This window comes from Oceanobacillus sojae, from assembly GCF_007991515.1.
In the GTDB taxonomy this organism is placed as follows: domain Bacteria; phylum Bacillota; class Bacilli; order Bacillales; family Amphibacillaceae; genus Oceanobacillus; species Oceanobacillus sojae.
The window spans coordinates 1-19,355 of the sequence record NZ_BJYM01000029.1 but is presented as its reverse complement, the minus strand read 5'-3'; the positions used below and the strand labels follow the sequence as shown (position 1 = coordinate 19,355).

Sequence of the window (19,355 nt, the reverse complement as noted above, 5' to 3'; positions counted from 1 at the left end):
AATTGAAAGGGTTTAAAACTTCACACTTTCCAATGCTTGGTTACTTATTTCCCTCCAAAAATCAAGGGAAAATCTTTTGTAATTAAAAAAGCTTCATAAAAAACACCTCAATCATAGTTAATTGAGGTGTTATACTCATCAAACGTTTACAACCTATTTCAAATACTCTTCATAAACCGCCTTATAACTATCAATCATCTCCAAATAATTCCCAACCAACACATACTCATCCACCTGATGAGGCAAATCTTCAACCCCCGGCCCATAAATAACAAGATCAAATTCATTATCAGCTTTAGTAAAAGCAGCCGCATCCGTCGTTGGCGAAATACCAGTCACAGGCAATTCTTGCTTAGAAACAGATTGAATAGCCTTAATCAGTTCAGAATCCGGTTTAGACTCTACAGGATAAATATCATAATCAACAATTAATTCTAAACCAAATCCTTCCCTTTTGTTCAAGTCATCCACAATACCTTGCAACACTGCTTTCACTTTACCGTTATCAAATTCAGGAATGGTACGAATATTACCTTGCAATGTTGTAACAGCAGGAATACTGTTAACCTGATCCCCGCCATTGATAATTGTAATAGAATGAGCAGTTTCACCTAATACATCATTTTTGTATTTGTTAGTGACTTCTTGCATCTCTGCATTAGCCCGGGTGATAAATTCATTAATATTCGCAATGGAGTTAATACCTTCCTTAGGCATGGAACTATGTGCAGATTTCCCACGTGAAACAATCGTATAGTTCATGGAACCTTTATGAGTATAAATCAATGCCGGACCGGTCGGTTCACCAATTATCAATCCATCCAAATCATCTGCATAGCCCTCTTTCGTTAATTGTTCAGAACCTAATTCACCGACCTCTTCACCAACAGTTGCCATGAATTTCAGTGTACCGTTGATATCTGCATTTTCCTCTTTGATTTCAATCATAGCAATTGCTAAAGCTGCCAGACCAGATTTCATATCCGTTGAACCCCGGCCGTATAATTTGTCTCCATCGATTTCAGCTGAGAACGGCGGGAATTTCCATTCGTTTTCGTCACCAGCTGCTACAACATCCTCGTGTCCACTAATACCCAGGACTTTACCGTCACCTTTTTTGTAAGTGGCTACTAAGCTTTCACGGCCTTCACTATATTTTACTTTCTCAGATTCAATCCCATGCTTTTGAAATAGATTTGCTAAGTAATCAGCTACTTCTGATTCATTATCGTTTACCGATTTTATTTTTATGATATCTTGTAAAATTTTAATGCGTTCTTCTTTATTCAATGTATGATTCCCCTCTCACTTATATTTACTGGTCCACATCAACCATATTAAACCGTTTCTACTTGAAGCTCATAAACAGAAACCAACAAATTTATAAAGATGTTATTCATAACATACCCCCATAATGAAAAACGTAATCGAATTTTATGCTGTACATTATTTGTTGAATTACTTTCAAAGCTTATTATAATCCTAAATGTGAAACGGGAAAGATCTATTTATAATAAAGACAATTTCAAAGACTTCTCCTCCCCGGCTAATTTCTTTGCCATACTTATTCATTAATCTTAACCATAGATTTTGCTGTTGACACAGAATGAAACCTCTATAAAGTAAAAGAATGTCCCTCACTTGGGACATTTTTAGTTATTCTACTTCAAAAATGTAAGTGCTATCATAATGAATAAGTTGGTGATAAAGATGAATTTTTCTGAAACTGAACAAAAAATACTAAAGCTTTTAAGTGAGAAGGGAGAGTATGTGAGAGCTCAAGAAATTTCTAACTATATTGGTATTTCCACTAAAACGGTTTATAGGAAGATTAAAAATTTAAGGGAAATATGTGATGAGGATATTATAGAAAGCCACAGAAGTAAAGGATACAGATTAAATTATGAAAAATATCTAACAGCATTTAATGATTATTATTTGCCCAATAACCAATACATGTCGGTGGAGAACAGGAGAACATCCATATTTTTAAATTTATTAACCCATTCTCCTCGGGAGGTAAGTATTAATAACCTATCCCTGCAATACTTTGTAAGCCCGTCGTCAATAGTAAAGGATTTAGACTATATTGAAAAAGAACTTAAAGACACTAACTTATCATTGTCTAAATCGAATAGTGGAACCTCTATTGTAGGAGCAGAAAAATATATTAGAAAAGAGTTAATGCATATATTCAATAGATTTTTAGTGAATCTCAGTACGCCAACTATAAGTGCTTTAACTTCTAAAGATGGATCAACGGAATATCTGCAAAAGCAATTTGCTAAAGAAGAAGTTAATAAAATAGAAGCCATATTAGAGTCAGCAAATAAGTTATTAGGCTTTGTTATTGAAAATCCATATTATATCAATTTACTGACACACTTATTAATACTTTTAAAAAGAAATAAAAATAATATGGAAGTCTCTGATACAAAGTATGATATCGAAAATATAGACGAACACAAATATAAAGTAGCTCAATATATCATCAATAACATGGAGGACGAATTCAACATTGAATTGGATTCTATAGAAACCAATTATGTATACGCTTTCCTTATTTCTACCAGGAATGATGTGAATGAAGCCAAGAATCGACAAATAGATGAGCTGGAAATAAAAAGCAGCAATGAAGTGGAGTTACTTGTTAATGAGATAATTGATGAAATGGAAAAAGAATTAAATATCAGCTTTTCAAAGGATTCAAGATTAAAAAAATCACTTTTACAGCATGTACAACCGATGTTAAACAGAATCAAATATAACGTCATTATTGTTAACCCAATCATTGAAGATATTAAAGATGAGTTTTTTAATACATTTCATACTTTGAAAAAAATTATATTAAGAATTACAAAAAAATACAATTTAAAAGAAATATCAGATGATGAAATAGGATATCTAACCGTTTATTTTCAAAATACCATTGAAAAAATCATTAAACGGCTTAATGTTTTGATTGTTTGTACCACCGGGATTGGGACTTCTCATTTATTGAAAACGAGAATAAAAAAGAATTTCCCTATCCTAAACATCAAAGGGGTAATATCAACCAGTGAGATTAATAAATATGAACAGCTTGATATTGATTTCATTCTCACTACAGTCAATTTACCTCCGACCAGGCAAAAACAGTTGTTGATCAGTGCTTTACTGGATAAAGGAGATATCAATATCATCAAACAATTTATAAAAAATAATTATGGGAGATTAATTTAATGGAAATGAAAGAATTTTTATCTGAATATTTAGTGGACTTAAATTTAAATGCAAAGACAAAAGAAGAAGCTATTACAAAGCTTTGTCAAAGGTTATATGACAATGGCTGTATTAAAAGTGTTAAAGAATTTGTTGCTGATGTGTATGAACGAGAGGAAGAGGGAGAAACAGGAATCGGACAGGATGTCGCTATACCACACGGTAAATCCGAGAATGTTATCAAAACCAGCCTGGCAATTGGAAGAACAGAAACAATTGATTGGGAAGGAGAAAAACATCAGCCAGTTGAAATCATTATCCTATTTGCTGTCAGGTTAGTTGATAATACTTCTGTTCATCTAAAATTACTGTCGCAGGTGGCGTCAAAATTAGGGAATGATGACGTTTTAGAGCAGTTGAAATCTGCAAAATTACCAAGTGAGGTTATAGATTTATTTATTAATTAATTGAAAGCGAGAGTGATATTTAATGAAGTTAGTAGCGGTTGTAGCTTGTACATCGGGTATTGCCCACACATATATAGCAAGAGAAAAATTGATTAACGCTGCAGAAAAAAGAGGCCACTCCATTAAGGTAGAAACTCAAGGAACGATTGGCGTAGAGGGAAAACTAACAAAAAAAGATATTGAAGAAGCTGATCTGGTTATCATGGCAACGGATATTCAAACAACTGGAAACGAAAGGTTTGAAGGAAAAAGGAAGATTAAAGTTGCTACGAATATTGCAGTCAAGGCTGCGGGACAGCTCATTGAAAAAATCGAAAAAGAAATCTAGAAAAATAGTAGTAAGAGGAGGAGACGTAGGAGATGAAAAAATCTCTGAATGAATTAAAACGACATGCCTTAACAGCTATTAGTTATATGCTGCCGCTTGTTGTTGCCTCAGGACTGTTAATAGCTATAGGTAACTTAATGGGAGGAGAGGTTATAGAGGATTATACTCAACCTTTCACAGTTGCCAGTGCATTAACGAGTTTAGGAGTAATGGGGATGGGTTTATTAGCCCCATTTATTTCTGGATATATTGCCTATTCTATTGCAGAACGGCCGGGAATTGCACCAGGCTTTTTAATGGGATTAATCGCTAATGCTTTAGGGGCAGGATTCCTAGGCGGGATGATAGGCGGCTATATTATAGGCTACTTTATCCGATGGATGCGGAGGACCTGGAAAGTACCAAAATGGGCTGATGGATTAATGCCAATGATGATTATTCCGACGGTTTCTTCTATCGTTGTTGGCTTGTTTATGTACTTCGTAGTAGGATTTCCGATTGCATGGTTAACAGAGCAGCTTATATCCTTCCTGGAAAATTTAGATGAATCATCCAGAGTTGTTTATGGATTTATTTTCGGAGTACTGGGACATATCGATTATGGAGGACCAATTAGTAAAGTACCGAATTTATTTGCTGATGGACTCTTATTAGAAGGTGTACTTGAACCAGAAGCAATTAAAGTGATTGGAGGAGTTGTTCCCCCTGTAGGAGTAACCCTTGGCTGGCTATTTTCCAAGATTGTTAATAAACGCATTTTTACTAAGGTCGAAGAAGATGCGATTAAAGTAGCCTTTCCTATGGGATTAACCATGATTACAGAAGGTGTTATCCCAATCGCAATGAATGATTTACTGCGGACGTTATTTGCTACTGGAATGGGAACAGGGGTTGCTGGAGCAATTAATTTCTTCTTCCAAAATGGATCACCGGTGCCATCAGGCGGGGTATTCGTTATTCCTGCCATGACCAAGCCGTTTGTAGCATTAACCGCGTTATTAGCCGGGTCCATAGTAACCGGTTTAATACTAGTGTTAATTAAGAAAAGAATTACCGAGGAAGAATATGAATCACTTCAAAATGTAGACGAAGAGGAAACGGATTTATCAGGATTTCGTATTGAGGGTTAAAAATATAAATTAATTAAAGGGTGACTAAAATGTTAATAACAATGTCTGAAATGCTAAAAATCGCCAAAGAAAATAATTTTGCTGTGGGTGCGTACAATATTTCTGATGCGAATATATTTAAAGCGGTGGTGGAAAAAGCAGAAGAATTAAAAGCGCCAGCTATTATAGCTATACATCCTGACGAGCTTAGCTTTATTTCAGAGGAGTTCATCGCATATATCAAGGAAAGAACAATCAAAAGCAGCGTGCCATTTGTTCTTCATTTAGATCATGGGGCAACAGTGAAGGATGTTGTGACTGCGATTAATAATGGATTTACATCTGTAATGATAGATGGTTCCCATTTACCGTTTGATGAGAATGCGAAATTGACGAAAGAAGTAGTAGACATAGCTCATACAGTAGGCGTTTCCGTTGAAGGTGAATTAGGAACGATTGGTGATACAGGCACCTCTATTGAAGGAGGAGTCACTGAAATAACCTACACCAAACCAGAGGAAGCGGATGAATTTATCAGGAGAACGGGGATTGACTCATTAGCTATCGCAATTGGAACAGCACATGGCATTTACCCTGAAAATTTTGTGCCAAAACTTAAATTAGACATATTAGATGAAGTAGCAAACACCGTGGATATACCTTTAGTACTGCATGGCGGATCTTCCAATTCAGATGAAGAGATTAACAAAGCGGTTGGAAAAGGAATTCAAAAAATAAATATATCCAGCGACACGAAGAAAGCTTTCTTTAATAAATTACAAGAATTAATAGACTCTGATGTAATGTGGGAGCCAAACGTGATATTCCCGCCATGTATTGAAGCTGCTAAAGAAATCGTTGAATATAAAATGAATTTATTCAACTCAGTTGATAAAGAAAAACTTTATTACAGTCAGGAGTTTTAATTATGCCACTCGTATCTTTAGATGGACTGCTGCCAAAAGCACGTCAGAACAACTATGCTGTTCCGGCTTTTAATGTTGTAAGCTTAGAAATGATTATATCTGCAGTTAAAGCTGCAGAAAAAGAAAACTCGCCTATTATCATTGAGTATACAGAAGGCGATGACACAAGAATTCCATTAGAATATATTGGGCGTTTTGCAAGCGATTTAGCTAGAAAATCTGATGTGCCTATCTGTGTTCACTTAGACCACGGAAATACTCTAAAAGCTATCCTGCGGGCAATTAAAAGCGGTTACTCATCTGTTATGTATGATGGGTCAGCCTTAAGTTATCAGGATAATGCAGCCAACACTAAAAAAATTGTTGAGATAGCAAAAAGTATAGGCGTAAGTGTTGAGGCTGAATTAGGAACAATTGGACCAGGTGAAGATAACTACACAGACCCAGGTCTAGTCAACGATTTTACTAATAGCACAGGCATCAGTGCTCTTGCAGTTGCTATAGGAACTGAACACGGCGTATATAAAGGGAAGCCTGAAGTAGATTTAAAAAGGCTTAAAGACATAAGAAAAGAAACCGAAACACCCCTGGTTATGCATGGCGGCTCCGGTTTAGATGAAGAGATTTATGCGAAGGTTATTGATAATGGTGTTTCTAAAATAAATTATTACTCAGCGATGTCTAATAAGATCACTAATCGGATTATGAATGAGTTACAAGATGCAAGTGAAAATGAACCAGTATATCTTCAGGATGCAATAGATTTAGAACTGAAATATTTTGAAGAAGGAATGAGGAAGGTTATTAGGTTATTTCGGAAACAGGGGTAGTTGAGGAAAATAAATTACAATAAAAAATGCTAACGGGAGATTAGACAATTTCATTTTCCGTTAGCATTTTTGGTTTTTTTGGCTATCTCATAAACTCGTAATAAGTAATGACTTCATTAGAACATACAAGAGGAATATTTTGCTGAATCATTAGGTGATCAATAATATGTCAAACGTGATACACTTCAATAGCGGTAGTCAACCAACTTAGTGGTGATTATTGAGGGTAAATTGAGCCACTGATAAAAGGGCGATAAAGTCCCCAACTGTGGATTCTAGAACTACCAAAAATAGTATTGAATAACCTATATTGATATACTCCTTTTACTAACCAATTACTGCAAAAGATTGATTATTCCTTCAATATTAACAATTTTCCAACTTCCACCATCAACTAATCGATTTTGCAATTCTCCATTTACCTCATAAATCATACGTAAAATTATTGTTTTTTGCTTTTTAAATTTGTTCAATTTGTAAGACAAATCTATTTTTACTTCACTTAAAGCAGGTCCCTTGTCCTCCACTCGGATAACTACATAGTTTAATAACTCAACCTTTGAAAATTCTTTCTTAAACTCCCCAGCTTTTTTATTGACTGAAACTTCTCCTAAAATACTGTTTGGATACAGTTGTACAGGACTTCCATAATTCCTTTTTGAGATGTACTCAAAAAAAGCAATTGCAGCATGTTCAGGTGTTCCAGATAGAGGAATTTCTACATTTATATTTTTTCTAGGAGACCATTTCTTGTGCAGTCTATCCATTTCCCTATTTCTTTCTTTAATCTCTTGATATCTATCAATTATATCCAGTATAGTTGTATTTTCAATTTCTTCTCTTTCTTTATTATACTGAGATTTTCTTTCTGTTTCACTCTGAATACTTTGAATCCAATCACTGATATAAACGAGTAGAACCATGGACTTAATCGCTACAAGCTTATTATTATAGTTTAAGTCTCTGCCATGCAAAATACCATTTCTATATGGTAATTTTATCTTCTCATTAGTAGTCTTCATTCTGTTTTTTTTGATTATTAATATTAGATTAGACAAACCAGATGAATGCCCTGCAATACTGTCCCAGACATCAAGTTCTGTATTATCTGCAAATAACCCTGTAGCTTTAATATCATTAACAATTCCATCAACCTGCATTAAAAATATAGGTACACATGAATGATATCTACCATCAAAATAGTCTTCCATAGCGAGTTTAAGCAAATGGATTCTATCCCTAAACAATGGTCTGTAAGCTATTCTCTCCAAGAGCTTCGGTGCCACTTCTTCATAATACTCTGTAAGATACCGCTCAGCTGCTTCTAACGAATCTCGGTCGAAAATGTTTATAGCTTTCTTCATAGTTTTAATTTTCATTTCCTCATGCGCGATCCATCCATATTCACTGAAATAATTATTAAATCTATCTGGAAGATTTTTTAACGTTTCATATTCTTTTTTTATAGTTTCAATTTCATCTCTAATATCTGCTTCAAGGAAACTACTTATTTTACTTAAATCTTCAATTCCTTTTATTGCTTCGCCTAAAGTTTTAATCGATTCATTATCCTCAATATTACCCATAATTCCCTCCTTTTCAGAGTTACATAATTTATTATTGAGTTGTTTTAATCTAAGAAAAGAGCAACATTGTCGTCACTCTTTTCATCATTAATTTAATATTATATTACATTCTAGCATTCATAAAACCGAGGAATTAACCTTTACAAAAGGCTCCTAGTTAAATCAAACATTATTTAATTCAGAAAAATTTTTTATATCTTATCACTAAGAATCTGTTTAGCTTCCTTCAAATCAATTTTAGCCCTATGCCCATGCTTTTGTAATAAATGCAGAAGATTATTCCCATTTAATAATGTCAACGGCTTTCCTTTTGAAAATTCATATGCATCTGGACCATAATCTGCAGTGGAGACTAAAATTCCTTTAGTTGCTCCTTCATTCATCACTGTACCATACAAATCTCTTACAGCGGATACACCAACCACATTCGTATACCTTTTGGCTTGAATAACAATTTTTCCTCCCCGAATTGGATCGGGATCAAATGCAACTGCATCCACACCGCCATCTCTACTTGCTCTTGTTATTTTAACTTCACCACCAGATTGATTAAATTCTTTCTCAAATAGCTCGCGGATAAGCTGCTCAAAATCCTGCCAATCCATAGCTGCTAAATTTCCTGTATCATCTAGTGTATCTGCAATATCATATGCGGAAACAAATCTTGGGTCATTTCGATCTAATTTAATGATAGGAGCTATAGGAGAAAGACTAGATAATTTACTACTGCCGACACCTTTTAAATTCTTAAAACACATTTTAGGATCAACTTTAGATAAGTCAATTTCCATAAATTCTGACTTCATTGCTTGCATCGACAAAATACAAGCGTTAACATCTTTTCCAGTTGCTTTATCAATAGAGTTTACCCACCCATTAAATACGATTGATTCTATAGCATCAACCCCGTCTGCTTCGTATAATTCATGGATAGAACGGAGAGTTATTTGATAAAGCAGTTTGTCATACATCTTATTAAATGCAGCCTGAGACAGATACATTTCTTTAAATTCATCTCTTGATTGAATATATTTGACTTCTTTTAAATTTGGAACATCAGTAGGAGAAGGCAATACATAATCTACAATTAAAATTTTAGTTTCATTATTGAATTCAATATCAAACTCCTGCGGAAAAGTATCGGGATAAACTGAATTCGAAAGTACCATATCACAATAATCAACTATAGCTGCTGGTACTTTCTTAAAATACATCTCTTTTTCTAAATCAATAGCATCATTTTTCTCTTTTTGTTGGGTTAAAAATTCTTTTCTCTCTTTTTCCCACCCGTGCAAAAACTCTTCGTATTTCTCCATTCTCTCTTTATTCTTTAATTCTATCCCTTGCTTCTCTTCTTCCCACTTTTTATAGTCTGATTGAAATAGCTCTTTCACTTTTTCAATTTTTTTCTCTTTTAAAGAACCAAACATCTTGTCCAATATATTAAATTTAGGTTGATATAATAAATGACTCTCTCTGGGTTCCTTTGGCACTTCTATTAAGTGTGGTTTTATGGGCTCCATTACATCATACTCCGAAAGATCCTTTAAATCTTCCCAGTTAATTCGATCATCAATCCTAAGCGTATAAGTTAATGTGTTTTCTATTCCTTCCAATTGTTCGGCAGCTTCCACGGTCAATTGTATAGCTAGATTCTTTTTCTCTTCTTTCTCTAGTGCAACTTTTTCACGTTCAGCTCTTTTTGTTTCCATTTCTTGCTTCTTTCTCCATTTTTCTTTCCAGTCCAACTCTTGCATAATTGCCTTTTGTTGGACTACATGAAAGTCCTTACCTTTTATCTCTCTATATTTATTTAAACCTTCATGTTTTATTTCGATTCGATACATTAAATAACCCCCTCTTCTCCGTAAGAAGCTTTACATTTTTTATTAAAACTATTTATTACCCATATATATTTTATCAACTATAAGTAATATTATCTATATTTTTGTAATTTAGAGAAAGGTTAATTAACGCCTTCAAGACTGAAAGCGTTATCAGGTAATTATTATGAATTAGTTAAAATGAACTTCTTCCTCAGTAATTTGTTCAGCATAGTAATCAAGCATATTTCCATCCTTATAAGTGAAATTATGCTGCAAATTATATTCCCCATTAATTAACTTTGGCAGGTATTCTCTTAAGTTGCCAACAATTCCACTATTCAAGGGGTCCAAAATCCAATCAATATCTTTCCAATCAAGGATGCCCTCTTCTACTTTAAATGGAGTATTATAGCTGGTACCGCTTGGCAGATCAGCTATAAATACATACATTCCAGAGTCTCCTCTATTACTTTTCCAAACAACTTTCCCACCAGATTCTACATCTAATAAAGTAATACCTGTTTCTTCATAGACTTCTCTCAATACACACTCTAATGGTGTTTCATTTTGTTCGATTTTACCGCCAACGCCATTCCACATTCCTATGTTTGGATTTTTTTCTCTATTTAACAAAAGCAGCTTATTTTTGTCCTTTATAAAACAAATTGTGTATTTCAACATTCCTCTTCCCACCTTTATTTGTAATACAGCTGTTCACGGACTAATACCTTTTACTTTTATCAATTAAATAATAATGTATTTATTTAATTCTACTAAATCTACCGCCACTTTTGTTGATAAAAGTTAATTTCAACATTAAAGCTCCTAAATTAACCCCAGTCCTCAAACCCTAAACCGCCGAACCAACCCATTCAACTCCTCAGCAAGCCTCGACAACTGCTCCGAACTCCCTGCAACCTCTTCCATAGAACTATTTGTCTGTTGGGTCGATGCAGAGGTTTGCTGAACACCGGCAGCTGCTTCTTCAGAAATAGAGGCAATCTCTTCAATAGACCCCTTCATTTCCTGACTGCTTGTAGTAATATCCGCTAAGTTTTCAACAACAAGATTGATATTTCCCGCCATATTAGAGATAGACTGATTAATCTCCTTAAACGTTTTTCCTGTTGTAACAATTTGGTCTGTTCCCTGCTCTACTTCGACATATCCATCCTTTAATGATTGGACAACCGTACTTGTTTCATTCTGAATATTCGCTACGATATCTGTAATATCTGTAACCGAGACAGCGACCTGTTCGGCAAGCTTTCTCACCTCATCGGCTACCACGCTAAATCCTTTTCCATGTTCTCCTGCTCTCGCTGCTTCAATCGCTGCGTTTAATGCAAGCAGGTTGGTCTGGCCCGCAATATCCTTAATAACCGCAACAAGATGGGATATTTTTTGGGAATGCGTATCTAATGCTTCCACTTTGACAACTGCTCCCTGTACAATTTGATCAATCCTGCCCATTTGTTCTGTAGAGGAGGTCATTAGCTTGCTTCCGTTCGTTGTCATTTCCAGTACTTTATCGGAATATTGCTGAACACGTTCGCCATTATCATTTACTTCCTGTACCTTTGTTGTAAAGGTGCCGGTAATATCCGCCAGATCGCTGGCACTGTTCGCCTGTTTTTCAGAGCCTGCCGCGAGCTCCTGCATTGTGATAGCTACCTGTTCGGAGCCGGATTTGACCTCGTTCGCTGCCTGGGTGAGTTCTTCACTTTGATTTGTAACGGTCTCAGATACCTCGTTGATCTGTCTGAGCAGGTTACGCGTATTGCTCGCCATTTCATTGGTGGCATCCACTAACTGTCCGACCTCATCTCTGCCCTGGTTCTGCAGGTCATCCTGACTCAGATCACCGCCTGCAATCAGCTTCATCCGCTCCATTACTGCTTTAATTGGTTTTGAAATAACATTGCCGGTGACAATTGCTGCTGTAACACTGAGAATAAGAATTAAGACGGAAACAGCAATGACAATGATTACAGTGTTTTTTCCATGATCAATGATCTTTTCCCCGCCCTGATTGATGGCTGCTTCTGAATCTGCTGCCAGCTCCTCATATTCTGCAGTAATACTATCAACCATAAATGACAGGCCGTTCAGATTCGATATCGCCTGCTCTTCATCGCCGCGGTCATATACTTCAAAAACATCGCCGACGATAGCGGTCTGCCACACATTAGTCGTACGAATTAAATTCTCCAATTCTTGTGAGGCGCCAACGCTATTTGCTAATTCTTCAAATTCAGTCCCCTGTTCTGTATACGCTTCAAAATCTTCCTTGAAATTGGTATTTCCGGTCAATACATACCCGCGGGCTGCTGCTATCCGGTTGGTCATGGCGGTTTCCAATCCCGTGTTTGCGATTAACATTTGAAGATTGTCTTCAATCATTTTGGTTGTTTCATCATTCATTCTTTTAATAGTGATGGAATTGTAAGCGCCTAAAAAAAGAACTAATAAAATAACGATGGAAAATGCAAAGATGATCTTGCTTTTAATGCTTTTCAGATTAAAAATAGGTTTCATTTTCTTCCTTTTTCTATTCATGAACATGCTGCTTCTTCCTTCCAATTTGATTTACAGTAGATTTTCACTGTTTCTATTTTTAAAAAGACTTTCCTTTTGAAGCCTGCTTCTCCTGAGTGAATTCTATATCTCTTGTAAAAAAACAGGTAATTTGTCTTGCTATGTAGGTTAATAGGTCCATCTTATATATCGGTATATTTAACCATTTATAAAGGGAATTTTAATAAAAAACGACAGAATTTATGAAATAGATGCATTATTTCCCATTAAATCAAGAATCTGATTCCAGACAAAACACTGCTTTTAAGGTAAGTTGGGTAATGCAAAAAAAAGAATCCATTTGATATGAAATAATCAAAATGAATTCCTTTTCTGATTGAAGCTCGTATTTGTTTTATACTACAGCACCGGATTGTTAAATTTTAAAAACTATAAATCCTTATAAGTAATATATCTATTATCATTAAAGTCTTAATGCGTTACTATAATTAGATTATAACCCTGGTTATGCAGAAATATCATTGGTTTTTTACTCCTTTTAGAATTCGCAGCAATTTTAAAAACATAATACTCCCATTATCTTATTGACAATCCACAAACAAATCGTTAGAATTTACTTAACAATTAAAAGATTCGAGTGATCATTATGTTAAAGCATACATCCCGACAATTAAATCGTTTCTTTTTTAGCTATTTTTAGATAGCGTCTATAGGCCCTCACGGATATAGATGCCCTATATCTAAGATGGCTGATTGACATGTAAAAATGTTTAACCAGTCCCAGGAGAAATCGAAGCGGCTGGTTTTTTATATTTTCTAGACCATTTACGTTTCTCTCCTTTTTCAGGGCTGAAGCATAAATGGTCTTTTTTATCATCATCAGAGGAGTGAGTATATTGTTAATTGGTTATCAAGGTGTGGAAGGCAGTTACAGTACGATCGCATGCCAAAGGTTTAGCGGGGAAAATAATTATCAGACGAAAGGGTTTCTTACCTTTCGATCATTAGTGGATGCATTGCTCCATGATGAGGTCGACTATATTGCATTGCCAGTAGAAAATTCGACAAGCGGCCCTATTACAAGAACAATTGATTTAATGAAGTATTTAGATGTAACAGTGACGGATGAAATCTATGTGAAAATTGACCATGCACTCATTACAAAGCATCTAATCGAGCTGTCGGAAATCACAAAAGTGTATTCTCATCCAGAAGCACTGGAACAATGCTACACCTATTTAAGTCAGTATCCGCATATCGAGGTCCTTGAACATATGGATACAGCTGGTGCAGTGGAAATGGTTAAACATGCAGAGGATGATACTATCGCTGCCATAGCAGGAAGTCATGCTGCAGAATTATATGGCATGACAGTGCTTCAGGAAAATATCAGCGACAATCCATTTAATACGACACGTTTTTTATTTTTTAAAAAGGAAGAGGATCCAGTTAATCAGGTACAAGGTAAAACATCTATTTATATCGAAGTAAATCATAGCACTGGCTCACTCAGCGATATTTTAAACATTTTTAAAAAGCATGATACTAATTTGCTCTACTTAATGTCCCGCCCAATTCAAACGAAGCCGTTCGAATATGGATTCTTTATCGATATTGACAACGGCCTTGGTAACGAAGCACTTCATATGGCATTAAAAGAGTTAAAAGGTATTTGTACATATATAAATATTTTAGGCAGTTACCGTAAAGGTAAAATCCCGGCATACAAAGGAGTCTTACAAAATGAAACAACTTTTAACAGCTAAGAAACACTTATTCACCCGAATTGCAATTGGATTTGGACTCGGAATCCTGTTTGGTATCCTTTTACCCGAATTCTCTATTCAGGTAAAATTCATCGGTGATATCTACTTAAATTTAATCCAGATGATGATTATCCCAATTATTTTTGTAGCTGTCTCTACTGGTATTATTAATATTGGCAGTTCCAGTGATCTCGGCCGGATCGGCTTGAAGAGTATTGTTGTCTTTGTTGCTATGTTTATTACCACAGCAGCAATCAGTTTAGTCATTTCCTACCTGATTCGCCCTGGTCAGAGAATTAATATTGATGCTGTTGGATATGATGGGGAAGTCACCGATCCAAGTTTCGCAGATTTCTTTATGAATATCGTACCTAGTAATCTATTCCAGGCAATTTCGGAAGGGGATATTCTTGCAACCATTTTATTCACGCTTATTTTCTCCGTAGCTATTGTTGTCGTTGGGAAAGAGGCGGATCCAGTCAGAACGTTTATCAACAGCCTGTCCAAGGTCATCTTTAAAATTCTTGATTTCATCATGGAACTGACACCGATCGGAATTATTTCACTGATGGCATTCGCTGTTGCTGAATATGGTGCCGGTATTTTCTCTGCACTTGGGTTATATATTTTCACAGCATATTTCGCATGTATTATCGTATTTATCCTTGTGATGCTAATTCCGGCTTGGTTGTATAGTAAACGCAGTCCGATTGATTTTATTAAAGGCATTTATAAAGTATGGCTTGTATCTCTATCGACCACAAGCTCTGCTGTTACTATGCCAACAACAATGAGAGTAACCAGAAATGATTTTAAAGTCTCCGAATCTATTACGAACTTTGTTGTACCATTGGGAACGACTATTAATATGGCAGGCGGAGCAGTGTCGTTTAGTCTGCTCGCTGTCTTTGTATCCGACTTTTATGATATTCCGCTCGGTGTCGGCCAAATTATTTACCTCGTCATTATTGCAACGATTTTAAATATGGCAGCACCCGGTATTCCAGGAGGCGGAATTGTGCTCGGAGCATCGTTCCTTACACTTCTTAATCTGCCGATTGAATTGATGGGCCCTATCGCAGCCATCTATCGATTACTTGATATGGCTTATACGACTATGAACGTTACCGGTGATGCCGCAGCAGCAGTTCTTATTGATAAATCGGAAGAAAAACGGGCCTTGAAATTAAAAGCCAGGAAATCTTAAAATATGTAGAGGGCGAGGACTTAACAAGCCTAAAATAAAGAAAGAGGAATTTCACATCAAAACTCGATGTGAAATTCCTCTTTTTACTGGTTTTTGTCTTCGTCTCTTTACTGATTGCATCAAGCCTTATAATGTTTAACTACATATCATATTTTTGAAATTTCTCTCCAAGCAAAAAGGATCTGGAATATTACTTTCAAATCCTTTCCATATTGAGGCTTTGAATTCCTTTATTTTCACATCAAACCCTTATGAATTTTTCAGTGGTAACTAATTATTAATACGTTTGTTAACTTCAATCGTAATGAACTCCGGCAAATAATTAGGAGTACATCCTTTTGATACCGTTTCATCTTTGTAAAGACCTGTTTTCTCACCAAGTTTCATACAACGTGCACGATTTTTTTCATCATAAACGCCTATCCAGCCTGCGGTGAAATTCATAGCCCATTGAACTTCCGGTTCTTCCTGCGTAATATTAGCTTCTAATGCAGATAGTAAGTCTGCAGTGTTATCAGGCGGTGTTTTTCCAGTCCATCTCAATCGACCTTGATAATACCAGAAAGCTCGCCTTTGAAGAGCAGAAGGGCTATTTTCCCATGACTCCATCAATGCAATTGTCTTCTTGGCTTTGGTGAGCTGATTAGCCATTATCCAATCCATTAAGTTATTTCGCTCATCAAATGGGTGAGTCTGCATATCCTTATCAAGCTTATTTAGTACATCTTGTGAAAGAAGTTTTTTGTCCATAATTAAGGTTGCCAATAGTCTGGGCAAAAATTCTCCGGTTGACCAAAGTTCCATAGCTAGTTCATGATCTTTTTTTATGTCCTTCGCGATTTTTCTTAAGTCGCCCAGCTTCGTTTGACTATTGATCTGAGATAGAATGTCTTCTGCTTTTGCTGAGCGCTTTATTTCTGTGCTTTTATTTTTATGCATTTGAGACAACTCCTTATTCAAGCACTGTTTCATAATATATCATTGGCGGCATATATCTATAACTAAATTTTGTTAAAAGTCTTATTGCACACAATTGTACCATAACACTGTAAAAGGAGTGATTCATTTCGCTATTATTTATGATACGGTTATCCGTGGTATATCTAAATAAAAATTCTTTCACCGACTTTCAATCCTTGATTTCCATCTCATATTTTCTTCCATAATGTCAACAAACCTTTCTGCAGCTCTATTTAACGGAACATTTTTTAAATAACATATACCAATACTTCTTTTAGGTATAGGCTCCAATAAATTCACTTCATGAAGCAGGCCTTTTCCCAAAAACTCTTCAGAGAATTCTTTTGTAACACAGGCAACACCAAGATTAATCTTTGCAAATTCTAACAAAAGTTCATGTGAGCCTAACTCAAATTCCGGCTGGATTGTAATTCCTTTTGTAAGAAAAAATTCTTCCACATATCTCCGGGAATTGGAATTGTCCAATAAAATAAGCGGAAACTTAACCAATTCTTCCAGATTGGTCGGCTTAGATAATTCTTTTTGATATTTTTCGCCATATACAAACGTATCCTGAATTTCCAATAAAGGCTTAACTTCTAATGACTTGTCATCCACGGGGAGATTACAGACAGCGATATTGACTTCCCCTGCTTTTAAGGCAGCTATAATTTCCCACGTTGTTCCATTAACTATTTTGAATTTAAGATTTGGATATCGATTATGAAATGTTTCTAAATAAGGAAGCAGAAAAAATCGCGAAATGGTATCGCTGACCCCTATTTTAAACTCACCAATGATTAAATTTTTAAATTCTAAAAGCTTTTCTTCCCCAGCTTGTATAAATTGAAGTGCTGAGCTAACATATTCAAACAATAAATTTCCTTCATCCGTCAGCGTTACACCTTTAGACAGCCGATTAAAAAGCCTTGTATCTAATTCCTTCTCTAATTGTGCCATTGATTGACTTATTGCCGGCTGTGACATATATAGCTCTTTTGCCGCTTTGGAAAAGCTTTTGTTTTTACCAACTATATAAAAAAGATAATATAAATCCAATTTACCTATCATATAACCCACCCTTATACCCCATATTAGATATATCGACTTTACTTATATCATTAAAAGCCGTATATTACAAGAGGAGACTATTTGGAATGTTAGTGTATTAGTACGATACTTTTTTAAAAAAGTGAACTTTTTATCAAATATAGCCAGATTGCAAAGAAGGAGCGAATTATTGTGGAAAGAGTTGTAGGAACGATTGCCAGAGGATTGCGTTGTCCCATCATTAATACAGGAGATCGTATCGAAGAAATCGTTGTGGATAGTGTATTAAAAGCATCAGAGATTGAGGGCTTTACCATTCAGGATAAAGATGTTGTAACTGTTACGGAGTCAGTTGTGGCTCGGGCACAAGGCAACTATGCCACCATTGACCACATTGCCAAAGATGTTGAAACCAAATTTGGGGATGATACAGTCGGTGTGATTTTCCCGATCCTTAGCCGTAACCGTTTTTCTGTTTGCCTCAGCGGTATCGCAAAAGGAGCCAAGAAAATAGTATTAATGCTAAGCTATCCTTCTGATGAAGTAGGGAATCATTTAGTAGATTTAGATACCCTTGATGAAAAAGGAATAAACCCTTGGACAGATGTTCTAACAGAAAAGCAATTTCGGAAGCATTTTGGCTACAATAAACATACCTTCACAGGCGTAGATTATATCGATTATTACAAGTCCCTGGTTGAAGAATATGGAATAGAATGCGAAGTCATCTTTTCAAATGATTCAAAGACGATTTTGGAATACACAAAGAGCGTACTTTGCTGTGATATTCATTCACGGGAGAGAACGAAAAGAATCTTAAAGGCGAATGGCGGCGAAAAAATTTATAGCCTCGATAATATTCTTTCTGAATCCATTGATGGAAGTGGTTTTAATGACGCTTACGGCTTACTGGGATCGAATAAAGCTACAGAAATTAGTGTAAAGCTATTCCCGCACAATTGTCAGCCTGTCGTTGATAGCATTCAAGAAATTCTGAAAGAAAAGACAGGTAAAACAGTTGAGGTCATGATTTATGGTGACGGCGCATTTAAAGATCCTGTAGGAAAGATATGGGAGCTGGCAGATCCAGTTGTTTCCCCTGCTTACACAGCTGGATTAGAAGGAACGCCGAATGAAATTAAATTAAAGTACTTGGCAGATAATCAATTTGCTGACTTAAAAGGGGAAGAACTAAAAAACGCCATCTCTAAGTACATTGATGAAAAAGAGGATGACTTAGTCGGAGCGATGGAAGCGCAAGGAACAACTCCACGGAGACTTACGGACCTTATCGGTTCACTGTCTGATTTAACCTCAGGCAGCGGGGATAAAGGGACGCCGATTGTTTTTATTCAAGGGTATTTTGATAATTATACGAAATAAGTGTTACTGGGAAAAATGTATAGGACGAGGGAGAGTATCTCCTTTGTCCTTTTTTATAGGTTGGGTAGAGGAAACCCCGCAGCATTCGTAATAGTATATTTTAGACTTCAAAAGCTGTAATTAACTCTAACCCTTCATTTTCTTCTACATCAAATAACATATTTTTTTATGGTGAAAT

General features: G+C 35.7%; 16 protein-coding genes. 9 read left to right on the top strand and 7 right to left on the bottom strand.

Features of this window, described 5'->3' with window-relative positions:
* Positions 1 to 153 precede the first annotated feature (153 nt).
* Entirely contained in the window at positions 154 to 1,290 is a 1,137-nt protein-coding gene (locus tag OSO01_RS22245) for an ArgE/DapE family deacylase (RefSeq protein ID WP_147212657.1), read from the bottom strand.
* Between the two features lie 420 nt (positions 1,291 to 1,710).
* Here OSO01_RS22245 and OSO01_RS22240 point away from each other — a divergent pair, with 420 nt between their 5' ends.
* From OSO01_RS22240 to OSO01_RS22215, 6 genes are read left to right on the top strand one after another with little or no spacing between them, the layout of a single operon-like run.
* The gene (locus tag OSO01_RS22240) at positions 1,711 to 3,222 is read left to right on the top strand and encodes a BglG family transcription antiterminator (RefSeq protein WP_186813744.1); all 1,512 of its coding nucleotides are present in this window, start codon (positions 1,711 to 1,713) and stop codon (positions 3,220 to 3,222) included.
* Positions 3,222 to 3,668 carry a PTS sugar transporter subunit IIA gene (locus OSO01_RS22235; RefSeq protein ID WP_147212655.1) on the top strand — a complete coding sequence of 149 codons (447 nt, stop codon included), beginning with the start codon at positions 3,222 to 3,224 and terminating at the stop codon, positions 3,666 to 3,668. Before OSO01_RS22240 ends, OSO01_RS22235 begins: the two co-directional genes overlap by 1 nt.
* Before the next feature lie 22 nt (positions 3,669 to 3,690).
* Positions 3,691 to 3,996, top strand: coding sequence for a PTS fructose transporter subunit IIB (locus OSO01_RS22230; RefSeq protein WP_147212654.1), 306 nt, complete (start codon positions 3,691 to 3,693; stop codon positions 3,994 to 3,996).
* 32 nt (positions 3,997 to 4,028) lie between these two features.
* Complete coding sequence (locus tag OSO01_RS22225; protein WP_147212653.1) at positions 4,029 to 5,126, top strand: PTS fructose transporter subunit IIC; 1,098 nt, start codon at positions 4,029 to 4,031, stop codon at positions 5,124 to 5,126.
* Positions 5,127 to 5,155: 29 nt separating this feature from the next.
* A complete protein-coding gene (locus tag OSO01_RS22220) occupies positions 5,156 to 6,031 on the top strand; it encodes a ketose-bisphosphate aldolase (RefSeq protein ID WP_147212652.1) in 876 nt (291 codons plus the stop codon).
* A gap of 2 nt (positions 6,032 to 6,033) precedes the next feature.
* Positions 6,034 to 6,861, top strand: a complete 828-nt coding sequence (locus OSO01_RS22215) for a class II fructose-bisphosphate aldolase (RefSeq protein ID WP_147212651.1) — start codon at positions 6,034 to 6,036, stop codon at positions 6,859 to 6,861.
* A 335-nt stretch (positions 6,862 to 7,196) separates the two neighbouring features.
* Here OSO01_RS22215 and OSO01_RS22210 read toward each other — a convergent pair whose 3' ends face one another.
* From OSO01_RS22210 to OSO01_RS22195, 4 genes are all read right to left on the bottom strand, one after another.
* Positions 7,197 to 8,447, bottom strand: a complete 1,251-nt coding sequence (locus tag OSO01_RS22210; protein ID WP_147212650.1) for a hypothetical protein — start codon at positions 8,445 to 8,447, stop codon at positions 7,197 to 7,199.
* 191 nt (positions 8,448 to 8,638) lie between these two features.
* Entirely contained in the window at positions 8,639 to 10,294 is a 1,656-nt protein-coding gene (locus tag OSO01_RS22205; RefSeq protein ID WP_147212649.1) for a restriction endonuclease, read from the bottom strand.
* A 168-nt stretch (positions 10,295 to 10,462) separates the two neighbouring features.
* On the bottom strand, positions 10,463 to 10,954 hold the full coding sequence (locus tag OSO01_RS22200; RefSeq protein WP_147212648.1) for an NUDIX hydrolase: 492 nt from the start codon (positions 10,952 to 10,954) through the stop codon (positions 10,463 to 10,465).
* Between the two features lie 162 nt (positions 10,955 to 11,116).
* On the bottom strand, positions 11,117 to 12,838 hold the full coding sequence (locus OSO01_RS22195) for a methyl-accepting chemotaxis protein (protein WP_246145283.1): 1,722 nt from the start codon (positions 12,836 to 12,838) through the stop codon (positions 11,117 to 11,119).
* 869 nt (positions 12,839 to 13,707) lie between these two features.
* On the opposite strand from OSO01_RS22195, the gene OSO01_RS22190 reads away from it, so the two are divergent.
* A complete protein-coding gene (locus OSO01_RS22190; protein ID WP_147212647.1) occupies positions 13,708 to 14,577 on the top strand; it encodes a prephenate dehydratase in 870 nt (289 codons plus the stop codon).
* Positions 14,555 to 15,784 (top strand): dicarboxylate/amino acid:cation symporter, encoded by a 1,230-nt coding sequence (locus OSO01_RS22185; RefSeq protein ID WP_147212646.1) that lies wholly within the window; start codon positions 14,555 to 14,557, stop codon positions 15,782 to 15,784. The genes OSO01_RS22190 and OSO01_RS22185 overlap by 23 nt, the downstream gene beginning before the upstream one ends.
* A 270-nt stretch (positions 15,785 to 16,054) precedes the next feature.
* On the opposite strand, the gene OSO01_RS22180 is transcribed toward OSO01_RS22185, so the two are convergent.
* Both OSO01_RS22180 and OSO01_RS22175 read right to left on the bottom strand, forming a co-directional pair.
* A complete protein-coding gene (locus OSO01_RS22180; RefSeq protein ID WP_147212645.1) occupies positions 16,055 to 16,723 on the bottom strand; it encodes a DNA alkylation repair protein in 669 nt (222 codons plus the stop codon).
* Positions 16,724 to 16,903: 180 nt separating this feature from the next.
* Positions 16,904 to 17,815, bottom strand: coding sequence for a LysR family transcriptional regulator (locus tag OSO01_RS22175; RefSeq protein ID WP_147212644.1), 912 nt, complete (start codon positions 17,813 to 17,815; stop codon positions 16,904 to 16,906).
* Between the two features lie 171 nt (positions 17,816 to 17,986).
* On the opposite strand from OSO01_RS22175, the gene OSO01_RS22170 reads away from it, so the two are divergent.
* Entirely contained in the window at positions 17,987 to 19,177 is a 1,191-nt protein-coding gene (locus OSO01_RS22170) for a coenzyme F420-0:L-glutamate ligase (RefSeq protein WP_147212643.1), read from the top strand.
* Positions 19,178 to 19,355: the final 178 nt, after the last annotated feature.

Excerpts from the sequence above, each read along its gene's own strand:
- OSO01_RS22240 (WP_186813744.1), top strand. The coding sequence starts at position 1,711 with ATGAATTTTTCTGAAACTGAACAAAAAATACTAAAGCTTTTAAGTGAG.
- OSO01_RS22235 (WP_147212655.1), top strand. The coding sequence starts at position 3,222 with ATGGAAATGAAAGAATTTTTATCTGAATATTTAGTGGACTTAAATTTA.
- OSO01_RS22230 (WP_147212654.1), top strand. The coding sequence starts at position 3,691 with ATGAAGTTAGTAGCGGTTGTAGCTTGTACATCGGGTATTGCCCACACA.
- OSO01_RS22225 (WP_147212653.1), top strand. The coding sequence starts at position 4,029 with ATGAAAAAATCTCTGAATGAATTAAAACGACATGCCTTAACAGCTATT.
- OSO01_RS22220 (WP_147212652.1), top strand. The coding sequence starts at position 5,156 with ATGTTAATAACAATGTCTGAAATGCTAAAAATCGCCAAAGAAAATAAT.
- OSO01_RS22215 (WP_147212651.1), top strand. The coding sequence starts at position 6,034 with ATGCCACTCGTATCTTTAGATGGACTGCTGCCAAAAGCACGTCAGAAC.
- OSO01_RS22210 (WP_147212650.1), bottom strand. The coding sequence starts at position 8,447 with ATGGGTAATATTGAGGATAATGAATCGATTAAAACTTTAGGCGAAGCA.
- OSO01_RS22205 (WP_147212649.1), bottom strand. The coding sequence starts at position 10,294 with ATGTATCGAATCGAAATAAAACATGAAGGTTTAAATAAATATAGAGAG.
- OSO01_RS22200 (WP_147212648.1), bottom strand. The coding sequence starts at position 10,954 with ATGTTGAAATACACAATTTGTTTTATAAAGGACAAAAATAAGCTGCTT.
- OSO01_RS22195 (WP_246145283.1), bottom strand. The coding sequence starts at position 12,838 with ATGTTCATGAATAGAAAAAGGAAGAAAATGAAACCTATTTTTAATCTG.
- OSO01_RS22185 (WP_147212646.1), top strand. The coding sequence starts at position 14,555 with ATGAAACAACTTTTAACAGCTAAGAAACACTTATTCACCCGAATTGCA.
- OSO01_RS22180 (WP_147212645.1), bottom strand. The coding sequence starts at position 16,723 with ATGCATAAAAATAAAAGCACAGAAATAAAGCGCTCAGCAAAAGCAGAA.
- OSO01_RS22175 (WP_147212644.1), bottom strand. The coding sequence starts at position 17,815 with ATGATAGGTAAATTGGATTTATATTATCTTTTTTATATAGTTGGTAAA.